The 19,972-nt window shown below is 63.6% G+C and carries 16 protein-coding genes and 1 pseudogene; 11 read left to right on the top strand and 6 right to left on the bottom strand.

Annotation, left to right across the window (positions count from 1 at the left end; all coding sequences use genetic code 11):
* The first annotated feature begins 45 nt into the window (after positions 1-45).
* Positions 46-1,644, top strand: coding sequence for an ABC transporter substrate-binding protein (locus BVH03_RS07175; RefSeq protein WP_075960528.1), 1,599 nt, complete (start codon positions 46-48; stop codon positions 1,642-1,644).
* A gap of 258 nt (positions 1,645-1,902) precedes the next feature.
* On the opposite strand, the pseudogene BVH03_RS07170 reads toward BVH03_RS07175, so the two are convergent.
* Positions 1,903-2,088: pseudogene (locus BVH03_RS07170) on the bottom strand (M24 family metallopeptidase); the annotation flags it as partial.
* Between the two features lie 254 nt (positions 2,089-2,342).
* On the opposite strand from BVH03_RS07170, the gene BVH03_RS07165 reads away from it, so the two are divergent.
* Entirely contained in the window at positions 2,343-3,941 is a 1,599-nt protein-coding gene (locus BVH03_RS07165; protein ID WP_075960527.1) for an ABC transporter substrate-binding protein, read from the top strand.
* 61 nt (positions 3,942-4,002) lie between these two features.
* Here the strand turns inward: BVH03_RS07165 and BVH03_RS07160 are convergent, their stop codons facing one another.
* Positions 4,003-5,232 (bottom strand): Xaa-Pro peptidase family protein, encoded by a 1,230-nt coding sequence (locus BVH03_RS07160; protein ID WP_075960526.1) that lies wholly within the window; start codon positions 5,230-5,232, stop codon positions 4,003-4,005.
* 188 nt (positions 5,233-5,420) lie between these two features.
* Here BVH03_RS07160 and BVH03_RS07155 point away from each other — a divergent pair, with 188 nt between their 5' ends.
* From BVH03_RS07155 to BVH03_RS07125, 8 genes are all read left to right on the top strand, one after another.
* Positions 5,421-5,987, top strand: a complete 567-nt coding sequence (locus tag BVH03_RS07155) for a helix-turn-helix domain-containing protein (RefSeq protein ID WP_075960525.1) — start codon at positions 5,421-5,423, stop codon at positions 5,985-5,987.
* Between the two features lie 171 nt (positions 5,988-6,158).
* The gene (locus BVH03_RS07150; protein ID WP_075960524.1) at positions 6,159-7,754 is read left to right on the top strand and encodes an ABC transporter substrate-binding protein; all 1,596 of its coding nucleotides are present in this window, start codon (positions 6,159-6,161) and stop codon (positions 7,752-7,754) included.
* Between the two features lie 210 nt (positions 7,755-7,964).
* A complete protein-coding gene (locus BVH03_RS07145) occupies positions 7,965-9,560 on the top strand; it encodes an ABC transporter substrate-binding protein (RefSeq protein WP_075960523.1) in 1,596 nt (531 codons plus the stop codon).
* 69 nt (positions 9,561-9,629) lie between these two features.
* On the top strand, positions 9,630-10,640 hold the full coding sequence (locus tag BVH03_RS07140) for an ABC transporter permease subunit (protein WP_075960522.1): 1,011 nt from the start codon (positions 9,630-9,632) through the stop codon (positions 10,638-10,640).
* Positions 10,641-10,791: 151 nt separating this feature from the next.
* Entirely contained in the window at positions 10,792-11,004 is a 213-nt protein-coding gene (locus BVH03_RS25845) for a hypothetical protein (RefSeq protein ID WP_143485905.1), read from the top strand.
* Positions 11,001-11,909, top strand: a complete 909-nt coding sequence (locus tag BVH03_RS07135; protein ID WP_070884376.1) for an ABC transporter permease subunit — start codon at positions 11,001-11,003, stop codon at positions 11,907-11,909. The genes BVH03_RS25845 and BVH03_RS07135 overlap by 4 nt, the downstream gene beginning before the upstream one ends.
* A gap of 57 nt (positions 11,910-11,966) precedes the next feature.
* Positions 11,967-12,941 carry an ABC transporter ATP-binding protein gene (locus BVH03_RS07130; protein WP_075960521.1) on the top strand — a complete coding sequence of 325 codons (975 nt, stop codon included), beginning with the start codon at positions 11,967-11,969 and terminating at the stop codon, positions 12,939-12,941.
* Positions 12,941-13,909 (top strand): peptide ABC transporter ATP-binding protein, encoded by a 969-nt coding sequence (locus tag BVH03_RS07125; protein WP_075960520.1) that lies wholly within the window; start codon positions 12,941-12,943, stop codon positions 13,907-13,909. Before BVH03_RS07130 ends, BVH03_RS07125 begins: the two co-directional genes overlap by 1 nt.
* 169 nt (positions 13,910-14,078) lie before the next feature.
* Here BVH03_RS07125 and BVH03_RS07120 read toward each other — a convergent pair whose 3' ends face one another.
* The 4 genes from BVH03_RS07120 to BVH03_RS26740 all read right to left on the bottom strand — a co-directional run bounded on the left by BVH03_RS07120 (position 14,079) and on the right by BVH03_RS26740 (position 19,304).
* On the bottom strand, positions 14,079-16,601 hold the full coding sequence (locus BVH03_RS07120; RefSeq protein WP_075960519.1) for a sulfite reductase flavoprotein subunit alpha: 2,523 nt from the start codon (positions 16,599-16,601) through the stop codon (positions 14,079-14,081).
* A gap of 238 nt (positions 16,602-16,839) precedes the next feature.
* Positions 16,840-17,304, bottom strand: a complete 465-nt coding sequence (locus tag BVH03_RS07115; RefSeq protein WP_143485904.1) for a hypothetical protein — start codon at positions 17,302-17,304, stop codon at positions 16,840-16,842.
* 185 nt (positions 17,305-17,489) lie between these two features.
* The gene (gene gdhA, locus BVH03_RS07110; protein WP_075960517.1) at positions 17,490-18,824 is read right to left on the bottom strand and encodes an NADP-specific glutamate dehydrogenase; all 1,335 of its coding nucleotides are present in this window, start codon (positions 18,822-18,824) and stop codon (positions 17,490-17,492) included.
* A 195-nt stretch (positions 18,825-19,019) separates the two neighbouring features.
* Entirely contained in the window at positions 19,020-19,304 is a 285-nt protein-coding gene (locus tag BVH03_RS26740; RefSeq protein ID WP_305883688.1) for a hypothetical protein, read from the bottom strand.
* Between BVH03_RS26740 and BVH03_RS25840 the strand changes: the two genes are divergently transcribed.
* On the top strand, positions 19,188-19,601 hold the full coding sequence (locus BVH03_RS25840; RefSeq protein ID WP_256574647.1) for an RNA 3'-terminal phosphate cyclase: 414 nt from the start codon (positions 19,188-19,190) through the stop codon (positions 19,599-19,601). The genes BVH03_RS26740 and BVH03_RS25840 overlap by 117 nt on opposite strands.
* Positions 19,602-19,972 lie beyond the last annotated feature (371 nt).

The raw sequence follows: 19,972 nt of genomic DNA, 5'->3' as shown, positions 1-19,972 counted from the left end.
CGCGCAACAGCCCTCGCAAAAAATCACAATAGACATGAGGTAACCATGCACAAGAACGCCTTTATCCAGGCTTTTGTCGTCGCCGGCCTGATTGCCAGCGCCCCCTTCGCGCACGCCGCCGGCAACCTGGTGTACTGCTCCGAAGGCAGCCCGGCGGGCTTCGACCCCGGGCTCTACACCACCGGTACCGACTTCGACGCCGGCGCGGAAACGGTCTTCAACCGCCTCTCGCAATTCGAGCGTGGCGGCACCTCGGTCATCCCCGGCCTGGCCGAGAAGTGGGACATCAGCGATGACGGCCTGACCTACACCTTCCACCTGCGCGAAGGGGTCAAGTTCCATACCACTGACTACTTCAAACCCAGCCGCGAATTCAACGCCGACGATGTGCTGTTCACCTTCAACCGCATGCTCGACAAGGATGACCCGTTCCGCAAGGCATACCCCACCGAGTTCCCGTACTTCACCGACATGGGCATGGACAAGAACATCGCCAAGATCGAGAAGGTCGACGAACACACGGTGCGCTTCACCCTCAACACCGTCGACGCGGCCTTCATCCAGAACATGGCCATGAGCTTCGCCTCGATCCACTCCGCCGAATACGCCGCCCAGCTGCTCAAGGCCGGCAAAGCCTCGGACATCAACCAGAAGCCCATCGGCACCGGGCCGTTCGTGTTCAGCCGCTATCAGAAGGACGCGCAGATCCGCTACAAGGGCAACAAGGAATACTGGAACCCGGATGACGTGAAGATCGACAACCTGATCTTCGCCATCAACACCGACCCATCGGTGCGCATGCAGAAACTGCGCGCTGGCGAATGCCACGTCAGCGTGTTCCCGCGCCCGGCCGACCTGGAGACCCTGAAGAAGGACCCCAAGCTGCAGATGCCCGAGCAGGCCGGTTTCAACGTCGGTTACCTGGCCTACAACACCGAGCACAAACCGTTCGACCAGCTCCAAGTGCGCCAGGCCATGGACATGGCGGTCAACAAGCAGGCGATCATCAACGCCGTCTATCAGGGTGCCGGCCAGGTGGCGGTGAACGGCATGCCGCCGACCCAGTGGTCCTATGACGACACCATCAAGGACACGCCCTACAACCCGGAAAAAGCCAAGGAACTGCTCAAGGCTGCCGGCGTGAAGGAAGGTACCGAGATCACCCTGTGGGCCATGCCCGTGCAGCGCCCCTACAACCCCAACGCCAAGCTGATGGCCGAGATGCTGCAGGCCGACTGGGCGAAGATCGGCATCAAGGCGCGCATCGTCAGCTACGAATGGGGCGAGTACAACAAGCGCGCCAAGGCTGGCGAACACGACGCCCTGCTGATCGGCTGGACGGGCGACAACGGTGACCCCGACAACTGGCTGAGCGTGCTGTACGGCTGCGACGCCATTGGCGGCAACAACTACAGCCGCCTGTGCAACAAGGAGTTCGACGCGCTGCTCAAGAAAGCCAAGGCGATCAACGACCGCGAAGAACGCACCGTGCTCTACAAGCAGGCCCAGCACCTGCTCAAGGACGACGTGCAGAACACGCCGATCGCCCACTCCACGGTGTACCAGCCGATGAGCACCCGGGTTAAGGACTTCAAGATCAGCCCGTTCGGCATCAACTCCTTCTACGGCGTGAGCATCGAGTAAACCAGCTGCATGAACGAAAACGCCCGGCCGTTTGGCCGGGCGTTTTCGTTTTCAAGAGGCCGTTCACGATTCTGCGGATCGGCTCAGCGTGTTGCCTGCAAAGTGGCGGAGTCGGACATCGGCGGGGTATGTGGGAGCGGGCCATGCCCGCGATTTTTCGCGCGCATGGCGCGCTCCCACAATGGATCGGCGAACGGCTGCTTCTGCCTCGTAGCAGCCTCTTTTATGCCGCCCAAAAAGATCAATTCCAGGGGCGGTTCAGGCATTCAGCCCGAGCGGGTCGTCCACCGAATGGCTTGGCTGGGTAAACCAGCGTGGACCTTCGGCGGCGGTCATGTAGAAGTGATCGTCCAGGCGGATGCCGAACTCGCCGGGCACGCAGATCATCGGCTCGTTGCTGAAGCACATGCCTTCGGCCAACGGCGTGTCGTCACGCCAAAGATAGCGGGTGCTCAGCCAGTTCATCACCGGGTTCGCGCCTGCGCGCAAATAAGCAGGCTCGCCACCACCAAAGCGGCAAGCAGTGGCCGGCACCACGCACACTGCCCATGAACGCGATCCTGTGCGGCATCACATAGGCGATGTGGCAAAGGATCGCAAACGGGTTATTAGCTGCAAACCAGATGATCTTGTAGAAAAAAACCAGAGTGCGGCATGCTCCATCGACACACCGATTCACACCTGTCGATAGGACATTCATGGACAAGACCCTATTCAAGCCCTTGCTACTGACCAGCGCACTGCTGGCCTGTGCGCCAATGGTCCAGGCCGCCAGTACCCTGGTTTACTGTTCCGAGGCCAGCCCTGCCGGCTTCGACCCCAGCCAGTACACCAGCGGCACGGATTTCGATGCTTCGGCGGAAACCGTGTTTAACCGCCTCACCCAGTTCAAGCGTGGCGGTACCGAGGTAGAACCGGGGCTGGCTGACGAGTGGCAGGTGGCCAATGACGGGCTGAGTTACACCTTCCACCTGCGCAAGGGTGTGAAATTCCATACCACCGACTATTTCACGCCGAGCCGAGACTTCAGCGCCGACGACGTGCTGTTCACCTTCAACCGCCTGCTCGACCCCGAGCAACCGTTTCGCAAGGCCTATCCTTCGGAGTCGCCCTACTTCATCGACATGGGCCTGAACACCACGATCAAGAGCGTGGAAAAGCTCGACGACTACACCGTGCGCTTCAATCTCAACAACGTCGATGCCGCTTTCGTGCAGAACCTGGCGATGAGCTTCGCCTCGATCCAGTCGGCCGAGTACGCTGCCAAGCTGCTCAAGGAAGGCAAGGCCGGCGAGATCAACCAGAAGCCGATCGGCACCGGGCCGTTCGTGTTCAAGCGCTACCAGAAAGATTCCAACATCCGCTATACCGCCAACCGGCAGTACTGGAAGCCCGAAGACGTGAAGATCGACAACCTGATCTTCTCGATCAACACCGACGCCGCCGTGCGCCTGCAGAAGCTCAGGGCCGGCGAATGCCAGGTCAGCGGCTACCCGCGCCCCGAAGACATTGAGCTGGCCGAGAAGGATCCGAACCTCAAGGTGCTCAGCCAGCCGGGTTTCAATCTGGGCTTCCTGGCCTATAACGTCACCCACCCGCCACTCGACCAGCTCAAGGTGCGCCAGGCATTGGACATGGCCATCGACAAGCCCGCGATCATCAAGGCCGTTTACCGCAGTGCCGGACAAGTGGCCGAGAACGCCCTGCCGCCTGGCCAGTGGGGCTTCGACCCGAACATCAAGGACGCCCCGCACGATCCGGAAAAGGCCCGCCAACTGCTCAAAGAGGCCGGCATCGCCCCAGGTACCCAGATCAACCTGTGGGCCATGACCGTGCAACGCGCATCCAACCCCAACGCCAGGCTCTCGGCCCAGATGATTCAGGCCGACTGGGACAAGATCGGCATCAAGGCCAATATCGTCAGCTACGAGTGGGGCGAGTACATCAAGCGCGCCAAGGCCGGCGAACACGACGTGATGATCTACGGCTGGACCGGCGACAATGGCGATCCGGACAACTGGCTAGGTGTGCTGTACGGCTGCGCGGCGGTCAAGGGCAGCAATTACGCCAAGTGGTGCGACCCGGCCTACGACAAGCTGATCACTCAGGCCAAGACCGCAAGCAACCGTGACGAACGCATCAGGCTGTACCAACAGGCTCAGCAGATCCTCAAGGCCCAGGTGCCGATTACGCCCATCGCCAACTCCCGGGTGTTCCAGCCCATGCGCAAGCAAGTGAAGGACTTCCGCATCAGCCCGTTCGGCCTGACGCCCTTCCACGGCGTCAGTATCGACTGAACCAACGCGGCGAATGAAAACGCCCGGCCAATTGGCCGGGCGCTTTCATGTCTACACGCGCTTAAGCGTTCAAGCCGAACGGGTCGTCCACCGAGTGGCTTGGCTGGGTAAACCAGCGTGGACCTTCGGACGTCATGTAGAAGTGATCTTCCAGGCGGATGCCGAACTCGCCGGGCACGCAGATCATCGGCTCGTTGCTGAAGCACATGCCCTCGGCCAGCGGCGTGTCGTCGCCACCGACCAGATAAGGGCCTTCGTGGATGTCCAGGCCGATGCCGTGGCCGGTGCGGTGCGACAGGCCCGGCAGCTTGTAGCCAGGGCCCAAGCCGGCGGCTTCCAGGCTGCGTCGGGCGGCGGCATCCACACTGGCGCACGGGGCGCCCAGCACGGCGGCTTCGAAGGCGGCCTGCTGGGCGGCCTTTTCCTTGTTCCAGAACTCGCGCTGGCGCGCGCTCGGCGTGCCGAAAACGTAGCTGCGAGTGATGTCCGACAGGTAGCTGTGGACCTGGCAGCCGGTGTCGATAAGCACCATGTCGCCGTCTCTCAGGGTCTGCGCATGCTTGACGCCGTGGGGGAAAGCGCTGGCCGGGCCGAACAGTACGATGCAAAAGATCGAGCCCGGCGCGCCGACCTTGCGATGCGCCTGACGGATGAACTCGGCAACTTCGGTGGTGGTGATGCCTTCATGAAGGATGCTCGCCGCGGCCTTGTGCACTTCCAGGGTCATGTCCTTGGCGCGTTGCATCAGGGCGATTTCGGCAGCGGATTTGCGCTGCCGGCACGCGGCGGTGATTACCCCGGCGTCGATGAAACGGTAACCGCTGGTCAGCTTGCGGATGCCTTCGAACATGAAAAAAGGCAAGGAAGAACAAAGACCTACCTGAGGTGGCGCACCATCATCGGGCATCACGCCAAGGCGCCGCAGGCACCTGAGCAGCAATGCGTAGGGGCTCTCGTGCTCCTCCCAGGTATTGATGGTGCCCGGCACCACCTGGAAGTCGCGCACCGTACCTTCCTCGAAGGTCGGCGCCAGGTACTCCAGCGCACCACTGGCCGGCAGGATCGCCCCGACCATGCGCTCGCTGGGGTTCCATTTGACCCCGGTGAAGTACTGCAGGTTACTGCCAGCCGATACGAACATTGCCTCGATGCACCGCTCGCGCATCAGTGCCTGGGCCTGCTCGATGCGTGCCTGATACTCCGCTTCGCCGATCGGCTGCGTGCCGGCCGTCATGTCCTGCAGGCGCGCCAAGGCCTGCTCCGGCGTGCTACCGCCCACTCCCAGTGTCATCTGCACATCCTCGTCTGGCGACGGCAACGGATATCGCTGCCGGGTCATTCACTGGCGCAAAATTTAAGTGCAACTTAAATTACGGTCAAAGCTTTTTTCAGTGGCACTTAAAAACTGCCATCATCTTCAAGCTGAAGTCCCTACTCGCCATCGGTATACTCCGCCCATTCGAACAGCGAACCTTACCCATGACCGCAGATCGCATCGGCGAACGCCTGCGCCGCTACCGGCGGGCCGCCGGCAAGACCCTCAACCAGGTGGCCGCCGACGCCGGCCTGACGGCCAGCTTCCTGTCCCAGGCCGAGCGCAACCTCACCGGCGTGTCGATCTCGTCCCTGGCGAGCATCGCCAAATCCCTGAACGTGCCGCTCAACGCGCTGTTCGACCAGCCCGAGCAGGCGCAGCCGGACTCTCACGTCAATGAGCGCGTACGCTATACGGTCGGCGGCCAATTGCTGGCTTACGAACGGCTGTCCAGCTCGTTTCCGGGCAATTCGATCAATGCCGTGAAGATGAACATTCCGGTGGGCTACGAATCGGAGCTGATCGCCCATGAAGGCGTGGAGTTCTCCTACGTGCTGGCCGGGCAGATCGTCTATACCATCGAAGGTCGCGACTACCCGCTCGGCCCCGGCGACTCGGTGCATTTCGATGCCGGCAAGCTGCATCGGCTGATCAATGCCGCCAACGAGCCGGCCGAGGTGCTGACCATGACCACCATGGGGTTGTTTGGCGATCACCCTGCCAATAGCTGATTTTTGCTCCAATTCAGGGCAAATATGCGCAATGTTAGTGCTGCTTAATTTTTGTTGACCGAAATTTCAGCATGACTTAATTTCGAATCCGACCCGGTGGGCTATCCGCTTTCACCGCATTCCGAGCTCGCGCTGAACCCAGGCGCGAACAAAAAGAAAAAAGAGGTTCGCATGCGCATGTCTCTCCTGTGCAAGGCTCTGCTCACTGCAGGTCTGCTCTCCAGTGTTTCGCTCGCCCAGGCCAGCAATCTGGTGTATTGCTCCGAAGGCAGCCCGGGCGGTTTCGATCCGGGCCAGTACACCACCGGCACCGACTTCGATGCGGCCTCGGAAACCATCTTCAACCGCCTGGCCGAATTCGAGCGCGGCGGCACCAAGGCCCAGCCGGGCCTGGCCACTTCCTGGGACATCAGCGAAGACGGCCTGACCTACACCTTCCACCTGCGCGAAGGGGTCAAGTTCCACACCACCGACTACTTCAAGCCGACCCGCGAATTCAACGCCGACGACGTGCTGTTCACCTTCCAGCGCATGCTCGATCGCAACCACCCGTTCCGCAAGGCTTACCCCAGCGAGTTCCCGTATTTCACCGATATGGGTCTGGACAAGAACATCGTCAAGATCGAGAAGACCGGTGACCACACCGTGGTCTTCACCCTCAAGGAAGTGGACGCCGCATTCGTGCAGAACCTGGCGATGAACTTCGCCGCCGTGCACTCGGCCGAGTACGCCGACCAGTTGCTCAAGGCCGGCAAGGCCGCGGAAATCAACCAGAAGCCCATCGGCACCGGCCCGTTCGTGTTCAGCCGCTACCAGAAGGACGCGGCGATTCGCTACAAGGGCAACAAGGAGTACTGGGCACCTGATCAGGTGAAGATCGACAACCTGATCTTCTCGATCAACACCGACGCCTCGGTTCGCGCCCAGAAGCTGCGTGCCGGCGAGTGTCAGATCACCCTCAACCCGCGTCCGGCCGACCTCAAGGGCCTGCAGGCGGACAAGAACCTCAACGTGCCGACCGCTCCGGGCTATAACCTGGGCTATATCGCCTACAACGTGACCCGCGCGCCGTTCGACAAGCTCGAAGTGCGCCAGGCGCTGGACATGGCGGTCAACAAGCAGGCGATCATCGACGCCGTGTACCAGGGCGCCGGCCAACTGGCCGTCAATGGCATGCCGCCGACCCAGTGGTCCTACGACGAGTCGATCAAGGACGCCGCCTACGACCCGGAAAAAGCCAAGGAGCTGCTCAAGGCCGCCGGCGTCAAGGAAGGCACCGAAATCACCCTGTGGGCCATGCCCGTGCAGCGCCCCTACAACCCCAATGCCCGTCTGATGGCCGAGATGCTGCAGGCCGACTGGGCCAAGGTCGGCGTCAAGGCACGTATCGTCAGCTACGAGTGGGGCGAGTACATCAAGCGCGCCCACGCCGGCGAGCACGACGCCATGCTGATCGGCTGGACAGGCGACAACGGTGACCCCGACAACTGGCTCGGCACCCTGTACGGCTGCGCCTCGGTGGACGGCAACAACTTCTCCAAATGGTGCGATGCCGAGTACGACAAGCTGGTGGTGGCCGCCAAGCGGGTGACCGATCAGAACGAGCGCAGCGAGTTGTACAAGCAGGCTCAGGCGGTGCTCAAGCGTGAAGTGCCGATCACCCCGATCGCCCACTCCACCGTGTACCAGCCGATGCGCACCAGCGTGAAGGGCTTCCAGATCAGCCCGTTCGGGCGTAACAGCTTCATCGGTGTCAGCAACGACTGATTGGCGTGGTGGCCGCCTCGAGGGCAATCGCGAGGCGACCCGCCAGCCGACCGACCCGAGTGACGGGCGCATCGAGCGCCCAGGCCTCGGGCTTATCCACTGGCTGAGCACGCCGCACGAGCGATGATGCATGCACCCTTCTGACCACGGCTCACGGCCTGCCCTTGCAGGCCGTATGTCTATGCTGATCTCATTCGCGGGGGATATCCGATGAAGACACTACCGCTACGTGCAGCGCTGGCCGCCCTGGTTCTCGGCGCCGCCGGCCACCTCGCAGCCAAGCCCCTGGTGGTGTGTACCGAAGCGAGCCCCGAGGGCTTCGACATCGTTCAGTACACCACCGCGGTGACGGCCGATGCCTCGGCCGAGACGGTATTCAACCGCCTGGTCGACTTCAAGCCCGGCACCACGGACATCCAGCCGGCCCTGGCCGAGCGCTGGGCAGTCAGTGACGACGGCCTGACCTACACCTTTCACCTGCGCAAGGGTGTGAAATTCCACACCACCGATTACTTCACGCCGAGCCGCGACCTCAACGCCGACGACGTGCTGTGGAGCCTCAATCGCCAGCTCGACCCCAAGCACCCCTGGCACGCCAAGGCCAGCGTCGGCTATCCCTATTTCGAGAGCATGGCCTTCCGGCAACTGCTCAAGTCGGTGACCAAGACCGACGACCACACCGTGGTCATCACCCTGACTCGCCCGGAGGCGCCGTTCCTGCGTGACATGGCGATGGCCTTCACGTCGATCTACTCAGCCGAATACGCCGATCAGCTGCTCGCAGCCGGCAACACCGCCGACCTCAACAGCAAACCGATCGGCACCGGCCCCTTCGTGTTTCAGCGTTACAACAAGGACGCCCAGGTCCGTTTCCGGGCCAATCCGGATTACTTCCGCGGCAAGCCACCGGCCGACCCGCTGATCTTCGCCATCACCACAGACAACAACACGCGCCTGCAGAAGCTGCGCGCCAACGAATGCCAGGTGGCGCTGTATCCCAAGCCCGACGACGTGCCGGCGATCAAGGCCGATGCCAAGCTCAAGGTCGACGAGATCGAGGCCATCGTTACCGGCTACATCGCCATGAACACCGAGCACCAGTACCTGAGCGACGTGCGCGTGCGCCAGGCGATCAACCTCGCCTTCGACCGCCAGCGCCACGTCGAGCAGCTGTTCGGCAAGGGCAACGCGCTGGTGGCGGTCAACCCGTACCCGCCAACCCTGATCGGCTATAACGACGACAACCGCAACCCGCCCCGCGACCTCGACAAGGCCCGCGCCCTGCTCGAGGAAGCCGGCGTGCCGAAAGGCACCGTGCTCACCCTGTTCACCCGCAGCGGCGGCGGCCAGACCAACCCCAATCCGCGCCTGTCGGCAGAAATGCTGCAAGCGGATCTTGCCGAGATCGGCCTGAAGGTCGACATTCGGGTGATGGAATGGGGCGAAATGCTTCGCCGCGCCAAGAATGGCGAAGGCGATCTGGTATCCGCCGGCTGGGCTGGCGACAACGGCGACCCGGACAATTTCCTGGGCCCGCTGCTCAGCTGCGATGCGGCAAAAAACGGCGAGAACTATGCACGCTGGTGCAACCCTAAGTTTCAGGAACTGATCACCAGGGCCCGCGGCGTGACCGCCAACGATGAGCGTGCCGCCCTGTATCGCCAGGCCCTGGCACTCTACGCCGAGGATCAACCCTGGATCAACGTGGCCCACCCGAAGCTGTTCACCGCCATGCGCAAGGACGTCGAGGGCTATCGGATCAGCCCGCTGACCACCAACAACTTCGCCACCACCCGAGTGAAGTAGATAAAAACACACCGCCGGCGCTACAGACGCCGGCGGGCTGCCTGACCGGCCAATGAGGTACCTACCACGATGTTGAGTTTTATAGCCCGGCGCCTGGGCCTGCTGATACCCACGTTCTTCGGGGTCACGCTGCTTACCTTCGCGCTGATTCGCATGATTCCCGGCGACCCCGTGGAAGTGATGATGGGCGAGCGTCGCGTCGACCCGCAGATGCACGCCGAAGCCATGGAGCGACTGGGCCTCAACAAGCCGCTGTACGCCCAGTACTTCGACTACATCGGCCAGTTGGCTAAGGGCGACCTGGGTGAATCGCTGCGCACCCGTACCCCGGTGTGGGACGAATTCACCACCCTGTTTCCCGCCACGCTCGAGCTGACCCTGGCCGCGCTGCTGTTCGCCGGCACGCTGGGGCTGATCGCCGGGGTGATCGCCGCTCTCAAGCGCGGCTCGCTGTTCGATCACGGCGTGATGGGCATCTCCCTGACCGGCTACTCGATGCCGATCTTCTGGTGGGGTCTGCTGCTGATCATGTTCTTCTCGGTGTGGCTCGGCTGGACGCCGGTATCGGGGCGTATCGACCTGCTCTACGACATCCAGCCGGTGACCGGCTTCATGTTGATCGACACCCTGCTGTCCGACGAGGAAGGCGCCTTCGTCAACGCCCTGCGCCACCTGATCCTGCCGGCCATCGTGCTGGGCACCATTCCGCTGGCAGTGATCGCCCGCATGACCCGTTCGGCGATGCTCGAAGTACTGCGCGAAGACTACGTGCGCACCGCCCGCGCCAAGGGCCTGTCGCCCACCCGCGTGGTGTTCGTGCACGGCCTGCGCAATGCACTGATTCCGGTGCTCACCGTGTTCGGCCTGCAGGTCGGCACGCTGCTCGCCGGCGCGGTACTGACCGAGACGATCTTCTCCTGGCCGGGCATCGGCAAATGGCTGATCGAGTCGATCGGCGCCCGCGACTACCCGGTGGTACAGAACGGCATCTTGCTGATCGCCTGCCTGGTGATCCTGGTCAACTTCGTGGTCGATATCCTCTATGGATTGGTGAACCCACGTATTCGCCACCAGCGCTGAGAACCGGCCATGACCTGCTGCGCGTCGGCGATGCCGCGTCAAAATCCCTCTCGAGATGCTCATTGGCTACAGCCAACTCCGCTCTCTCGACGAATTTTTCCTTGCCTCGCGCTAGCACGCGAGGCCATGAACCGATTCTCCGGAGTCATGAATGGCAACTGATACCAACACAACCGTAGGGTGGATGACGCTTTTCTCATCCACCATGACCGCGCCGCGGTGGACGGATAAAGCGTCGTCCACCCCACAAACTACTTCCGTAGCCTGGGTTGAGCAGCGCGATACCCAGATCGCTCTTTCCCGGGTGTCGCTGCGCTCGACCCGGGCTACGCCAAAATCAGATATCCATGAGGTGCGAGCATGACCTCGACCACTACCACGCCGCTCGACCAGAGCCTGGTCTACCCCTCGCCGCTGAAGGAATTCTGGCGCGCGTTCAGTCACAACAAGGGCGCCGTTGCCGGCCTCGGCTTCATGCTGCTGATGGTGTTCTGCGCACTGTTCGCGCCGTGGATCGCGCCCTACTCGCCCAGCGAGCAGTTCCGTGACGCCCTGCTGACCCCGCCGGTGTGGCTGGACGGCGGCCAGTGGCGCTTCATTCTCGGCACCGACGAAGTCGGCCGCGACCTGCTCTCGCGACTGATCCACGGCGCGCGCCTGTCGCTGCTGATCGGCCTGGCTTCGGTGGTCATCTCGCTGATTCCCGGCCTGCTGCTGGGCCTGGTCGCCGGCTTCTTCCCGCGCCTGATGGGCCCCTCGATCATGCGCCTGATGGACATCATGCTGGCCCTGCCCTCGCTGCTGCTGGCCGTGGCCATCGTCGCCATCCTCGGCCCAGGTCTGATCAACACCGTGATCGCCATCGCCATCGTCTCGCTGCCTTCCTACGTGCGCCTGACCCGCGCCGCGGTGATGGGCGAGCTGAACCGCGACTACGTCACCGCCGCCCGCCTGGCCGGCGCCAGCCTGCCGCGGCTGATGTTCATCACCGTGCTGCCCAACTGCATGGCGCCGCTGATCGTGCAGGCGACCCTGAGCTTCTCCTCGGCGATTCTCGATGCCGCCGCCCTGGGTTTCCTCGGCCTCGGCGTACAACCGCCAACGCCGGAGTGGGGCACCATGCTCGCCTCGGCGCGCGACTACATCGAACGCGCCTGGTGGGTGGTGACCCTGCCCGGCCTCGCCATCCTGCTCAGTGTGCTGGCGATCAACCTGATGGGCGACGGCCTGCGCGATGCGCTGGACCCGAAACTCAAGAACGCGATCTGAGGAGGCCGCCATGAACATCTCTCGCATTACGGCCTGCCATTCGATGGAGGCCGCCCGATGAGCCTGCTGGAAATAGACAACCTGAGCGTGCGCTTCGGCGACGCCAACGCCGTGCCGGTGGTCGATGGCCTCGACCTGAAAGTCGACAAGGGCGAAGTGCTGGCCATCGTCGGCGAGTCCGGCTCCGGCAAGTCGGTGACCATGATGGCGCTGATGGGCCTGATCGATGCGCCCGGTATCGTGCGCGCCGATCGCCTGACGTTCGACGGCACCGATATGCTCAAGCTCAAGGGCCGCCAGCGTCGGCACATCGTCGGCAAGGACTTGTCGATGATCTTCCAGGACCCGATGACCGCCCTGAACCCGAGCTTCACCGTGGGTTTCCAGATCGAGGAAGTGCTGCGCCAGCACCTCGGTCTCAAGGGCAAGGCTGCGCGCCAGCGCGCCCTGCAACTGCTCGAGCGCGTGGAGATTCCGGGTGCGGCCAGCCGCCTCGACGCTTACCCGCACCAGCTGTCCGGTGGCATGAGCCAGCGCGTGGCGATCGCCATGGCGATTGCCGCCGAGCCCAAACTGCTGATCGCCGACGAGCCGACCACCGCCCTGGACGTGACCATCCAGGCGCAGATCATGGCGCTGCTGCTCGACCTGCAGCGTGAACAGAACATGGGCCTGGTACTGATCACCCATGACCTGGCCGTGGTCGCCGAAACCGCCAACCGGGTCTGCGTGATGTACGCCGGCCAGGCCGTGGAACTGGGCCAGGTGCCGGCGCTGTTCGACGCACCGACCCACCCGTATACCGAAGCGCTGATCAAGGCGATTCCCGAGCACAGCCTGGGCGCCACGCGCCTGTCGACCCTGCCCGGTATCGTACCAGGCCGCTACGACCGGCCCCAAGGCTGCCTGTTGTCGCCGCGCTGCCCCTACGTGCAGCCCAAGTGCCGCGAGCAACGCCCGGCCCTGGAACCCCACGAGCGCGGCGCGGTGCGCTGCTATTTCCCGCTCAATCTGAATGCCGAGGTGGCGTGATGACGACCGTTCTGACCGCACGCCAACTGACACGCCACTATTCCGTGTCCCAGGGCCTGTTCAAGCCCAGCGCCACGGTGCAGGCGCTCAATGGTGTGTCCTTCGAATTGCAGGCCGGCAAGACCCTGGCCGTGGTTGGCGAATCCGGCTGCGGCAAATCCACCCTGGCCCGCGCCCTGACCCTGATCGAGGAGCCCACCTCGGGCTCGCTGCAGATCGCCGGGCAGGAAGTGAACGGTGCCGGCGCGCAGACCCGCAAGCAACTGCGCCGCGACGTGCAGATGGTTTTCCAGAACCCCTACGCCTCGCTCAACCCGCGGCAGAAGATCGGTGACCAGCTGGCCGAACCGCTGTTGATCAACACCAGTCTGTCGCGCGCCGAGCGCCGCGAAAGGGTGCAGGCGATGATGAACCAGGTCGGCCTGCGCCCCGAACACTACCAGCGCTACCCGCACATGTTCTCCGGCGGTCAGCGCCAGCGCATCGCCCTGGCCCGCGCCATGATGCTCACCCCCAAGGTGCTGGTGGCCGACGAGCCGACCTCGGCACTGGACGTGTCGATCCAGGCCCAGGTGCTCAACCTGTTCATGGACCTGCAGGAAGAGTTCAAGACCGGCTACGTGTTCATCTCCCACAACCTGTCGGTAGTGCGCCACGTCGCCGACGACGTGCTGGTGATGTACCTCGGGCGCCCCGCCGAGATCGGCCCCAGCGAGCGGCTCTACGAGCGCCCGCTGCACCCGTACACCAAGGCGCTGCTGTCGGCCACGCCGACCATCCACCCGGACCCGAGCAAACCGAAGATCAAGATCGTCGGCGAGCTGCCCAACCCGCTCAACCCACCACCCGGCTGCCCGTTTCACAAGCGCTGCCCATACGCCACCGAACGCTGCCAGACCGAGCTGCCACTGCTGCGCCCGCTCGATGGCCGTGAAGTGGCCTGCCACCACGCCGAGCAGTTCCTCTGACCGCCACCGGGCGCAGCTCAAGCTGCGCTCGGCAACTCAGGCAGCCCGAGTGCCGAATCCAGCAGCGGATCGGAGAGTCAGCTGTATTGTGGGAGCGGGCCATGCCCGCGAATTCGCCCGCATAGATCACACAAATCCTTGCACCTGCTCATAAATCCAGAGCAAGCCCTCAGTACACATCTCGCCGATACCGCCCCTGCTCCACCAGCCCCTCGACGGCGGCGTCACCCAACACCTCTCGCAGCACCTCATCCACATTCGCCGCCATGCCCTGCAAGCTGCCGCACACATAAACCGCAGCACCCTCTGCAATCCACGTCCGCAGTTCATCAGCTGCCTCGCGCAGGCGGTCCTGCACGTAGAGCCGCTGCGCCTGATCACGCGAAAAGGCCAGGTCCAGTCGCTGCAACTGGCCGCCTTGCAACCAGCCTTGCAGCTCGTCACGGCAGTAGAAGTCATGCTCGGCATTGCGTTCGCCGAACAGCAGCCAGTTGCGCGCGTGCCCGACGGCGATGCGTGCCTTGAGCAGGCTGCGCAGGCCAGCAAGCCCGGTACCGTTGCCGATCAGGATCAGCGGGCGATCATCCTCAGGAGCGTGGAAACCACTGTTACGGCGTACCCGCGCCAACAATTGAGCGCCCATTGGCAGGTGTTCGGTCAGCCAGCCGGAGCCAGCGCCCAGCTCGCCATTGGTCACGCGCTGCTGACGCACGATCAGCTCCAGCACACCATCTTCAGGTAACGAGGCGATCGAATACTCACGGCTGGGCAGCGGCACCAGCGCCTCGAACAGCGCCTGGGCGTGCAAGCCGACCAGATGACTGGCGCTGTACGGCAGCTGGCGAGCAGCCAGCGCCTCAGCCAGCGTATGGCCCAGCGGTTCGATGACGACAGGCGCCAGCGCCTGCAAGCCGTGGGCCTGCAGCCAGCGCTGTATCTGTGCATCGCCGTTGCGCGGGAGGATTTCCAGGATGTCACCTGCCTGCCACTGGGCACCGGCCGGCGGCCGCAGGCCGATCAACCAGGTGCCCTGCCCCTGGCTGCCCGGGTTGAGGCAAGTGCGCGCGCACAGCTCCCAGCCGTCGAACGGCACCTGCTGCACGGCCAGGGGCTGTACGCCGGTCAACTCGGCCAATTGCCGCTGCCAGTGCTGCAGCGCTTGCTGGTCGTCACCATCGACCTCGATACGCTCGCCCAGGCGCTGCGCACCACGGCTGGCCAGCCAGTCGTCGAGGCGCCGAGCGAAGCCGCAGAATTGCGCGTACTGACGATCCCCCAGGGCCAGCACCGCGTAGCGCAGGCCGGGCAGATCCAGCGTTGCCGCCAGCCACTGGCGCTCGGCGCCACGGGCGCTGTCCGGTGCTTCGCCGTCGCCAAAGGTGCTGAGCACCAGCAGCGCACGGGGCGTGGCGCTGAGCCTGGCGGTATCGATACGTGCCAGCGGCTGCACGTCCACCGCCATGCCGGCGGCCTGCAACTGCCCGGCGGTTTGCCAGGCCAATTGTTCGGCAAAGCCACTCTGGCTGGCAAAGCCCACCAGCCAGGGCTCCCCGCCGTCACGCCCAGCGAGCACCTGACGGGCCGCCAGTGCAGCGCGCTTCTTGCGGCGACGGTCCAGGTACAGCAACAGGCCGGTGACGAAGAACAGCGGCATCAGCAGGCTGGCGACCATCATCAGGATGCGCCCGGTCATGCCGAAGTATTCGCCGGTGTGCAGGGCGTAGACGCTGGCCAGCAAGCGCGCCTTGAACGACTTGTCGGCGTAGCGCTCGACCTGGTTCGCCTCGCCGGTCAGCGGGTCCAGTTGCATCTGGTCGAAGGCGCGGGTGTGCGCGGCGTCGCGCAGCATGAAGAACACCCGCGCCGGTTGGCCGGCTGCGTTGGGCAGCTGCAGGCTGTAGACGCCAAGACGATTACCGGCCGTGCGCTGAATGCCCTGCCAGAGGTTGGCGTAGTCAACCGCTGGCATCGCTTGCCCCTCGGGTGGTGGCCCGCGGCGACCGCGCTCTTCGCCAGCGACCCGTGGTTTGTCGCTGAGCAGGTTTTCCAGGCCGCCGCGGTACCAATCGTAGGACCAATACAGCCCGGTCAGCGCCGCGCACAGGTACAGCGGCAGGCACCAGGTGCCGACCACCGCGTGCAGGTCCCAATTGAAGGCGCGGCCTTTCTTGGCCCAGTCGAACGTCAGCCAGGCGCGCCAGCTCCACACCTTGCGCGGCCAACGCAGGTAAAGCCCGGACAGGCAGAAGAACACCAGGGCGATGGTGCAGGCGGCGGTGATCTGCCGGCCGCTCTGGCCCATGGCGAGAAAGCGATGCAACTGCAGCATCAGCCCAAAGAACTGCAAGCCGCGAGGGGTCTCGAATATCTCGGCTGTATAGGGGTCGACGAAGCGTATCCCGCCGCGCCGCTCACCAGGCGGCGGTGTCAGGAACACCCGTGTCGGCTGGCCGCCTTCGGTGTCCACGTACAGCCCGGATACGCTGAGCCCCTGAGCCTGCAAACGCTCGACCATTTCGCCCGGTTGCAGTACTTCGCCCGCCTGAGCGGTCACCGCCATCTCGGGGTTGATCGCCAGCAGGATCTCTTCCTGAAAGCTGTACAGCGCGCCGGTCACGCCCATCAGGGCCAGCACCAGCCCGGCGGTGATGCCGAAAAACCAGTGCAGTTGGAACAAGACTTTCTTGAACACCGCAATCGACTCTAGATACTGCGAACGAGGGAACCGGCTGCTGGTACGCGCCCATCTCGTGCCTGACGAACAGGCATACGCTCCCGCAGAGCCTGAACAGTAGCGAGCGGGGCTTGGCGAAAACGAGACAGACGCAGGCAAGCGAGCCGGTGGCGCGCGAGTCTATTCGATAACGATTGTCATGCACTAGCGGTTCGCATCTTTACTGCTGTAAAGATGCGCCTGCTAAGGGTTGCGCTCAGCGCAAACGCCACATCTCGAACGGCCTGGCCAGCACGAACAGATTACGGGCTACGCATTCCGGGTACTGGTCGAGCGACGGCGCGTCGGGCAGGTACAGCGCCGCGGCATCGAGGGTCGACAGCAAGAACTCCAGCTCCACACCAGTGGCCTGGAACAGCCTGATGACCGCCTCGACTTCCGCCGCGCTACTGCAATTGACCCGGCGCCCGGCGTAGAAGGCGTTGAGCTGGTCGCAGACCTTTTCGGCAGCCAGGCCGGTGGCCTCGGCTTCGAGCAGCGACAGGCCGAGGTCTTCCTCGCAGGCCGCATCCAGCGCGATGGGGCTACCCGCCGGTTTGACGATGGCGGACATGCTCGTACCAGGCACCGCGGCACCGATTTCGATGGGGAAAGGCCCCTGCACGCTCTGGTAGAAGCGAACGGCCATAGCGCCTTCGAGCATTCCTGGGATCTGTTTCATGACACGACTCTCGTTGTTCCAGTGGTGTTGCCAACACGCGCGGCGCCATCTGCACCACGACGGGAGGGCATTGTCGGCACCTTGTGTGTACGAGTCGTGACAATGAGCACATCTTGCCGACCAGCCGTCGGCAAGGTGCTGGGGTTGGCGGTGCAGCCAGATTGCCCGGCCGCGCGGGTGGGCCGTCAGACCACGCCCTGGGCGAGCATGGCGTCGGCCACCTTGACGAAGCCGGCGATGTTGGCGCCCTTGACGTAGTTGATGCCGCCATTCTCCTCGCCGTGACGCACGCAAGCATTATGGATGGACTGCATGATGCCATGCAGCTTCTCGTCCACCTCGCCTTCGCTCCAGTGCAGGCGCATGGCGTTCTGCGACATTTCCAGGCCGCTGACCGCCACGCCACCGGCGTTGGAGGCCTTGCCCGGGGCGAACAGGGTGCCGTGCTCGATGAACAGGTCCACCGCGTCCAGCGTGGTTGGCATGTTGGCGCCCTCGGCCACGCACCCGCAGCCATTGCCGAGCAGCGCCCTGGCGTCCTCCAGGTTCAGCTCGTTCTGGGTGGCACAGGGCAGTGCAATGTCGCACGCCAGGCCCCAAGGGCGTTGCCCGGCCTGGAAGCGCAACGCGCCGCCGTCGAGTTCGCTCAGGCGGCCACGCTTCTGGTTCTTCAGCGCCACCACATCCTGCCAGTGCTGCTCGCTGAAGCCCTCTTCGACATGCAACGTGCCTTCGGAATCGGAGAAGGAAATCACCTTGCCGCCCAGGTCCATGACCTTGCGCGCGGCGTACTGCGCCACGTTGCCGGAACCGGAGATGGCCACGCGCTGGCCATCGAAGTGGCGACCGCGGGTCTTGAGCATTTGTTCGGCGAAGTAAACGCAGCCGTAGCCGGTGGCTTCCGGGCGGATCAGGCTGCCACCGTAGGTCAGGCCCTTGCCGGTCAGCACCGAGGTGAATTCGTTGGCCAGGCGCTTGTACTGGCCGAACAGGTAACCGATCTCGCGGCCACCTACGCCGATATCTCCGGCCGGCACATCCAGGTTGGCGCCGATGTGACGGTACAGCTCGGTCATGAACGACTGGCAGAAACGCATCACCTCGGCGTCGCTCTTGCCCTTGGGGTCGAAGTCCGCCCCGCCCTTGCCACCGCCCATGGGCAGCGAGGTCAGGGAGTTCTTCAGGGTCTGCTCGAAAGCCAGGAACTTGAGCACGCTCAGGTTCACCGAGGGGTGAAAGCGCAGGCCGCCCTTGTACGGGCCGATGGCGCTGTTCATCTGGATGCGCAAGCCTCGGTTGACCTGCACGCGCCCGGCATCGTCGACCCACGGCACGCGGAACAGCACGGCACGCTCCGGCTCGACCAGACGCTCGACGATGCCCGCCTCCAGGTAATGCGGATTGGCTTGCAGGAACGGCCACAGGCTACGCAGCACTTCCTCCACCGCCTGGTGGAATTCGGGCTGGTTAGGGTCGCGTTGTTTCAGGCGTTCGAGAAAATGATCGACGGACATGCTCATGGCAGACTCCCTGGCGTCTTGCTGCGCCGCGCAATGAAAAGTGGCGGGACTCTAGCAAGAACGCCACGCCCTTAAAAAGGGCAAGATGACGCCTTTATGAAACTTTTTGATGCTTTATTGTAAATAGCCCCGTGAAAACAGGGTTTTCAACAGCCCTGACAACGCACCAAATCAGCCTCATCGCGCACCATAAAATCACTCCCTCCGAATGGACTGCCAGCTCAAGCCGAAGCGCGCCAGGTACTTGCGCAGGCGATCCGCATCGTTGGGCTGCGCCTTGCCCTGGCGACTGATGTCGAACAATCGCCTGCCGGCCTCGGACAAGCTACCCGTCTGCCGACAGATATCGATCACCGCCTGCAGTTGCAGAAGGTCGAGCAGGTCGATATCGCCTGCAGCCTCGCCCAGCAGAGTCGACAGATCATCTCCCGCGCCCGAAACGCCCCAGGCGCGACACAGCCGCTCGATCTCTTCCTGCACCTGAGCTTCGTCGATGCGCCCGCGTTCGGCCAGAACGGCGTGCGTGCCGAAGCGGTGGCCGACCGCGCCATCGAACCGTTGCGCCAATGGCTGGTCAGCGGCGCGGCGGTGGGCGAGTACCTGGCCGATCAGTTGCTGCTACCGATGGCGCTGGCAGGTTCAGGCAGCTTTACCACCACGCACCTGAGCGAGCATCTGCAGAGCAATATCCAGGTGATCGAAGCTTTCTGCCCGGTGGCCGTTCGTTGCATGCAGGCCGGCAAGGTATTGCGGGTCGAGGTGGATAGCCGCGCCTGAGGCCTGGCCGCGATCATTGTTCGCCGGCGAATGCGTATTTCCATGGAGTCGGCAGTAAGGCAGAAGCGGCCGTTCGCCGATCCACTGTGGGAGCGCGCCATGCGCGCGAAAAATCGCGGGCATGGCCCGCTCCCACAGATAATCACTAGTCCATCCCACGAGAACGAACGGCCGCTAACGCCACTTTGCAGTCATCGAAACGAAAGGAATTCGAAAACGCCCCAAAAACGCAGCCATAAAAAAACGGAGCCCTGACAGAGCGTGTGAAAACTCGCTGATGCAGGTAGTGATCCCATCAGACGCCCCGACATTGTTCGGGGCGTTTGCTTTTGTACGATTCGAAAGGTCGCGACCAACCTTTCAGGTGAGCA

The sequence above is a fragment of the Pseudomonas sp. PA15(2017) genome, from assembly GCF_001945395.1.
GTDB lineage: Bacteria > Pseudomonadota > Gammaproteobacteria > Pseudomonadales > Pseudomonadaceae > Aquipseudomonas.
This window is presented reverse-complemented; position numbering and strand designations above follow the sequence as displayed.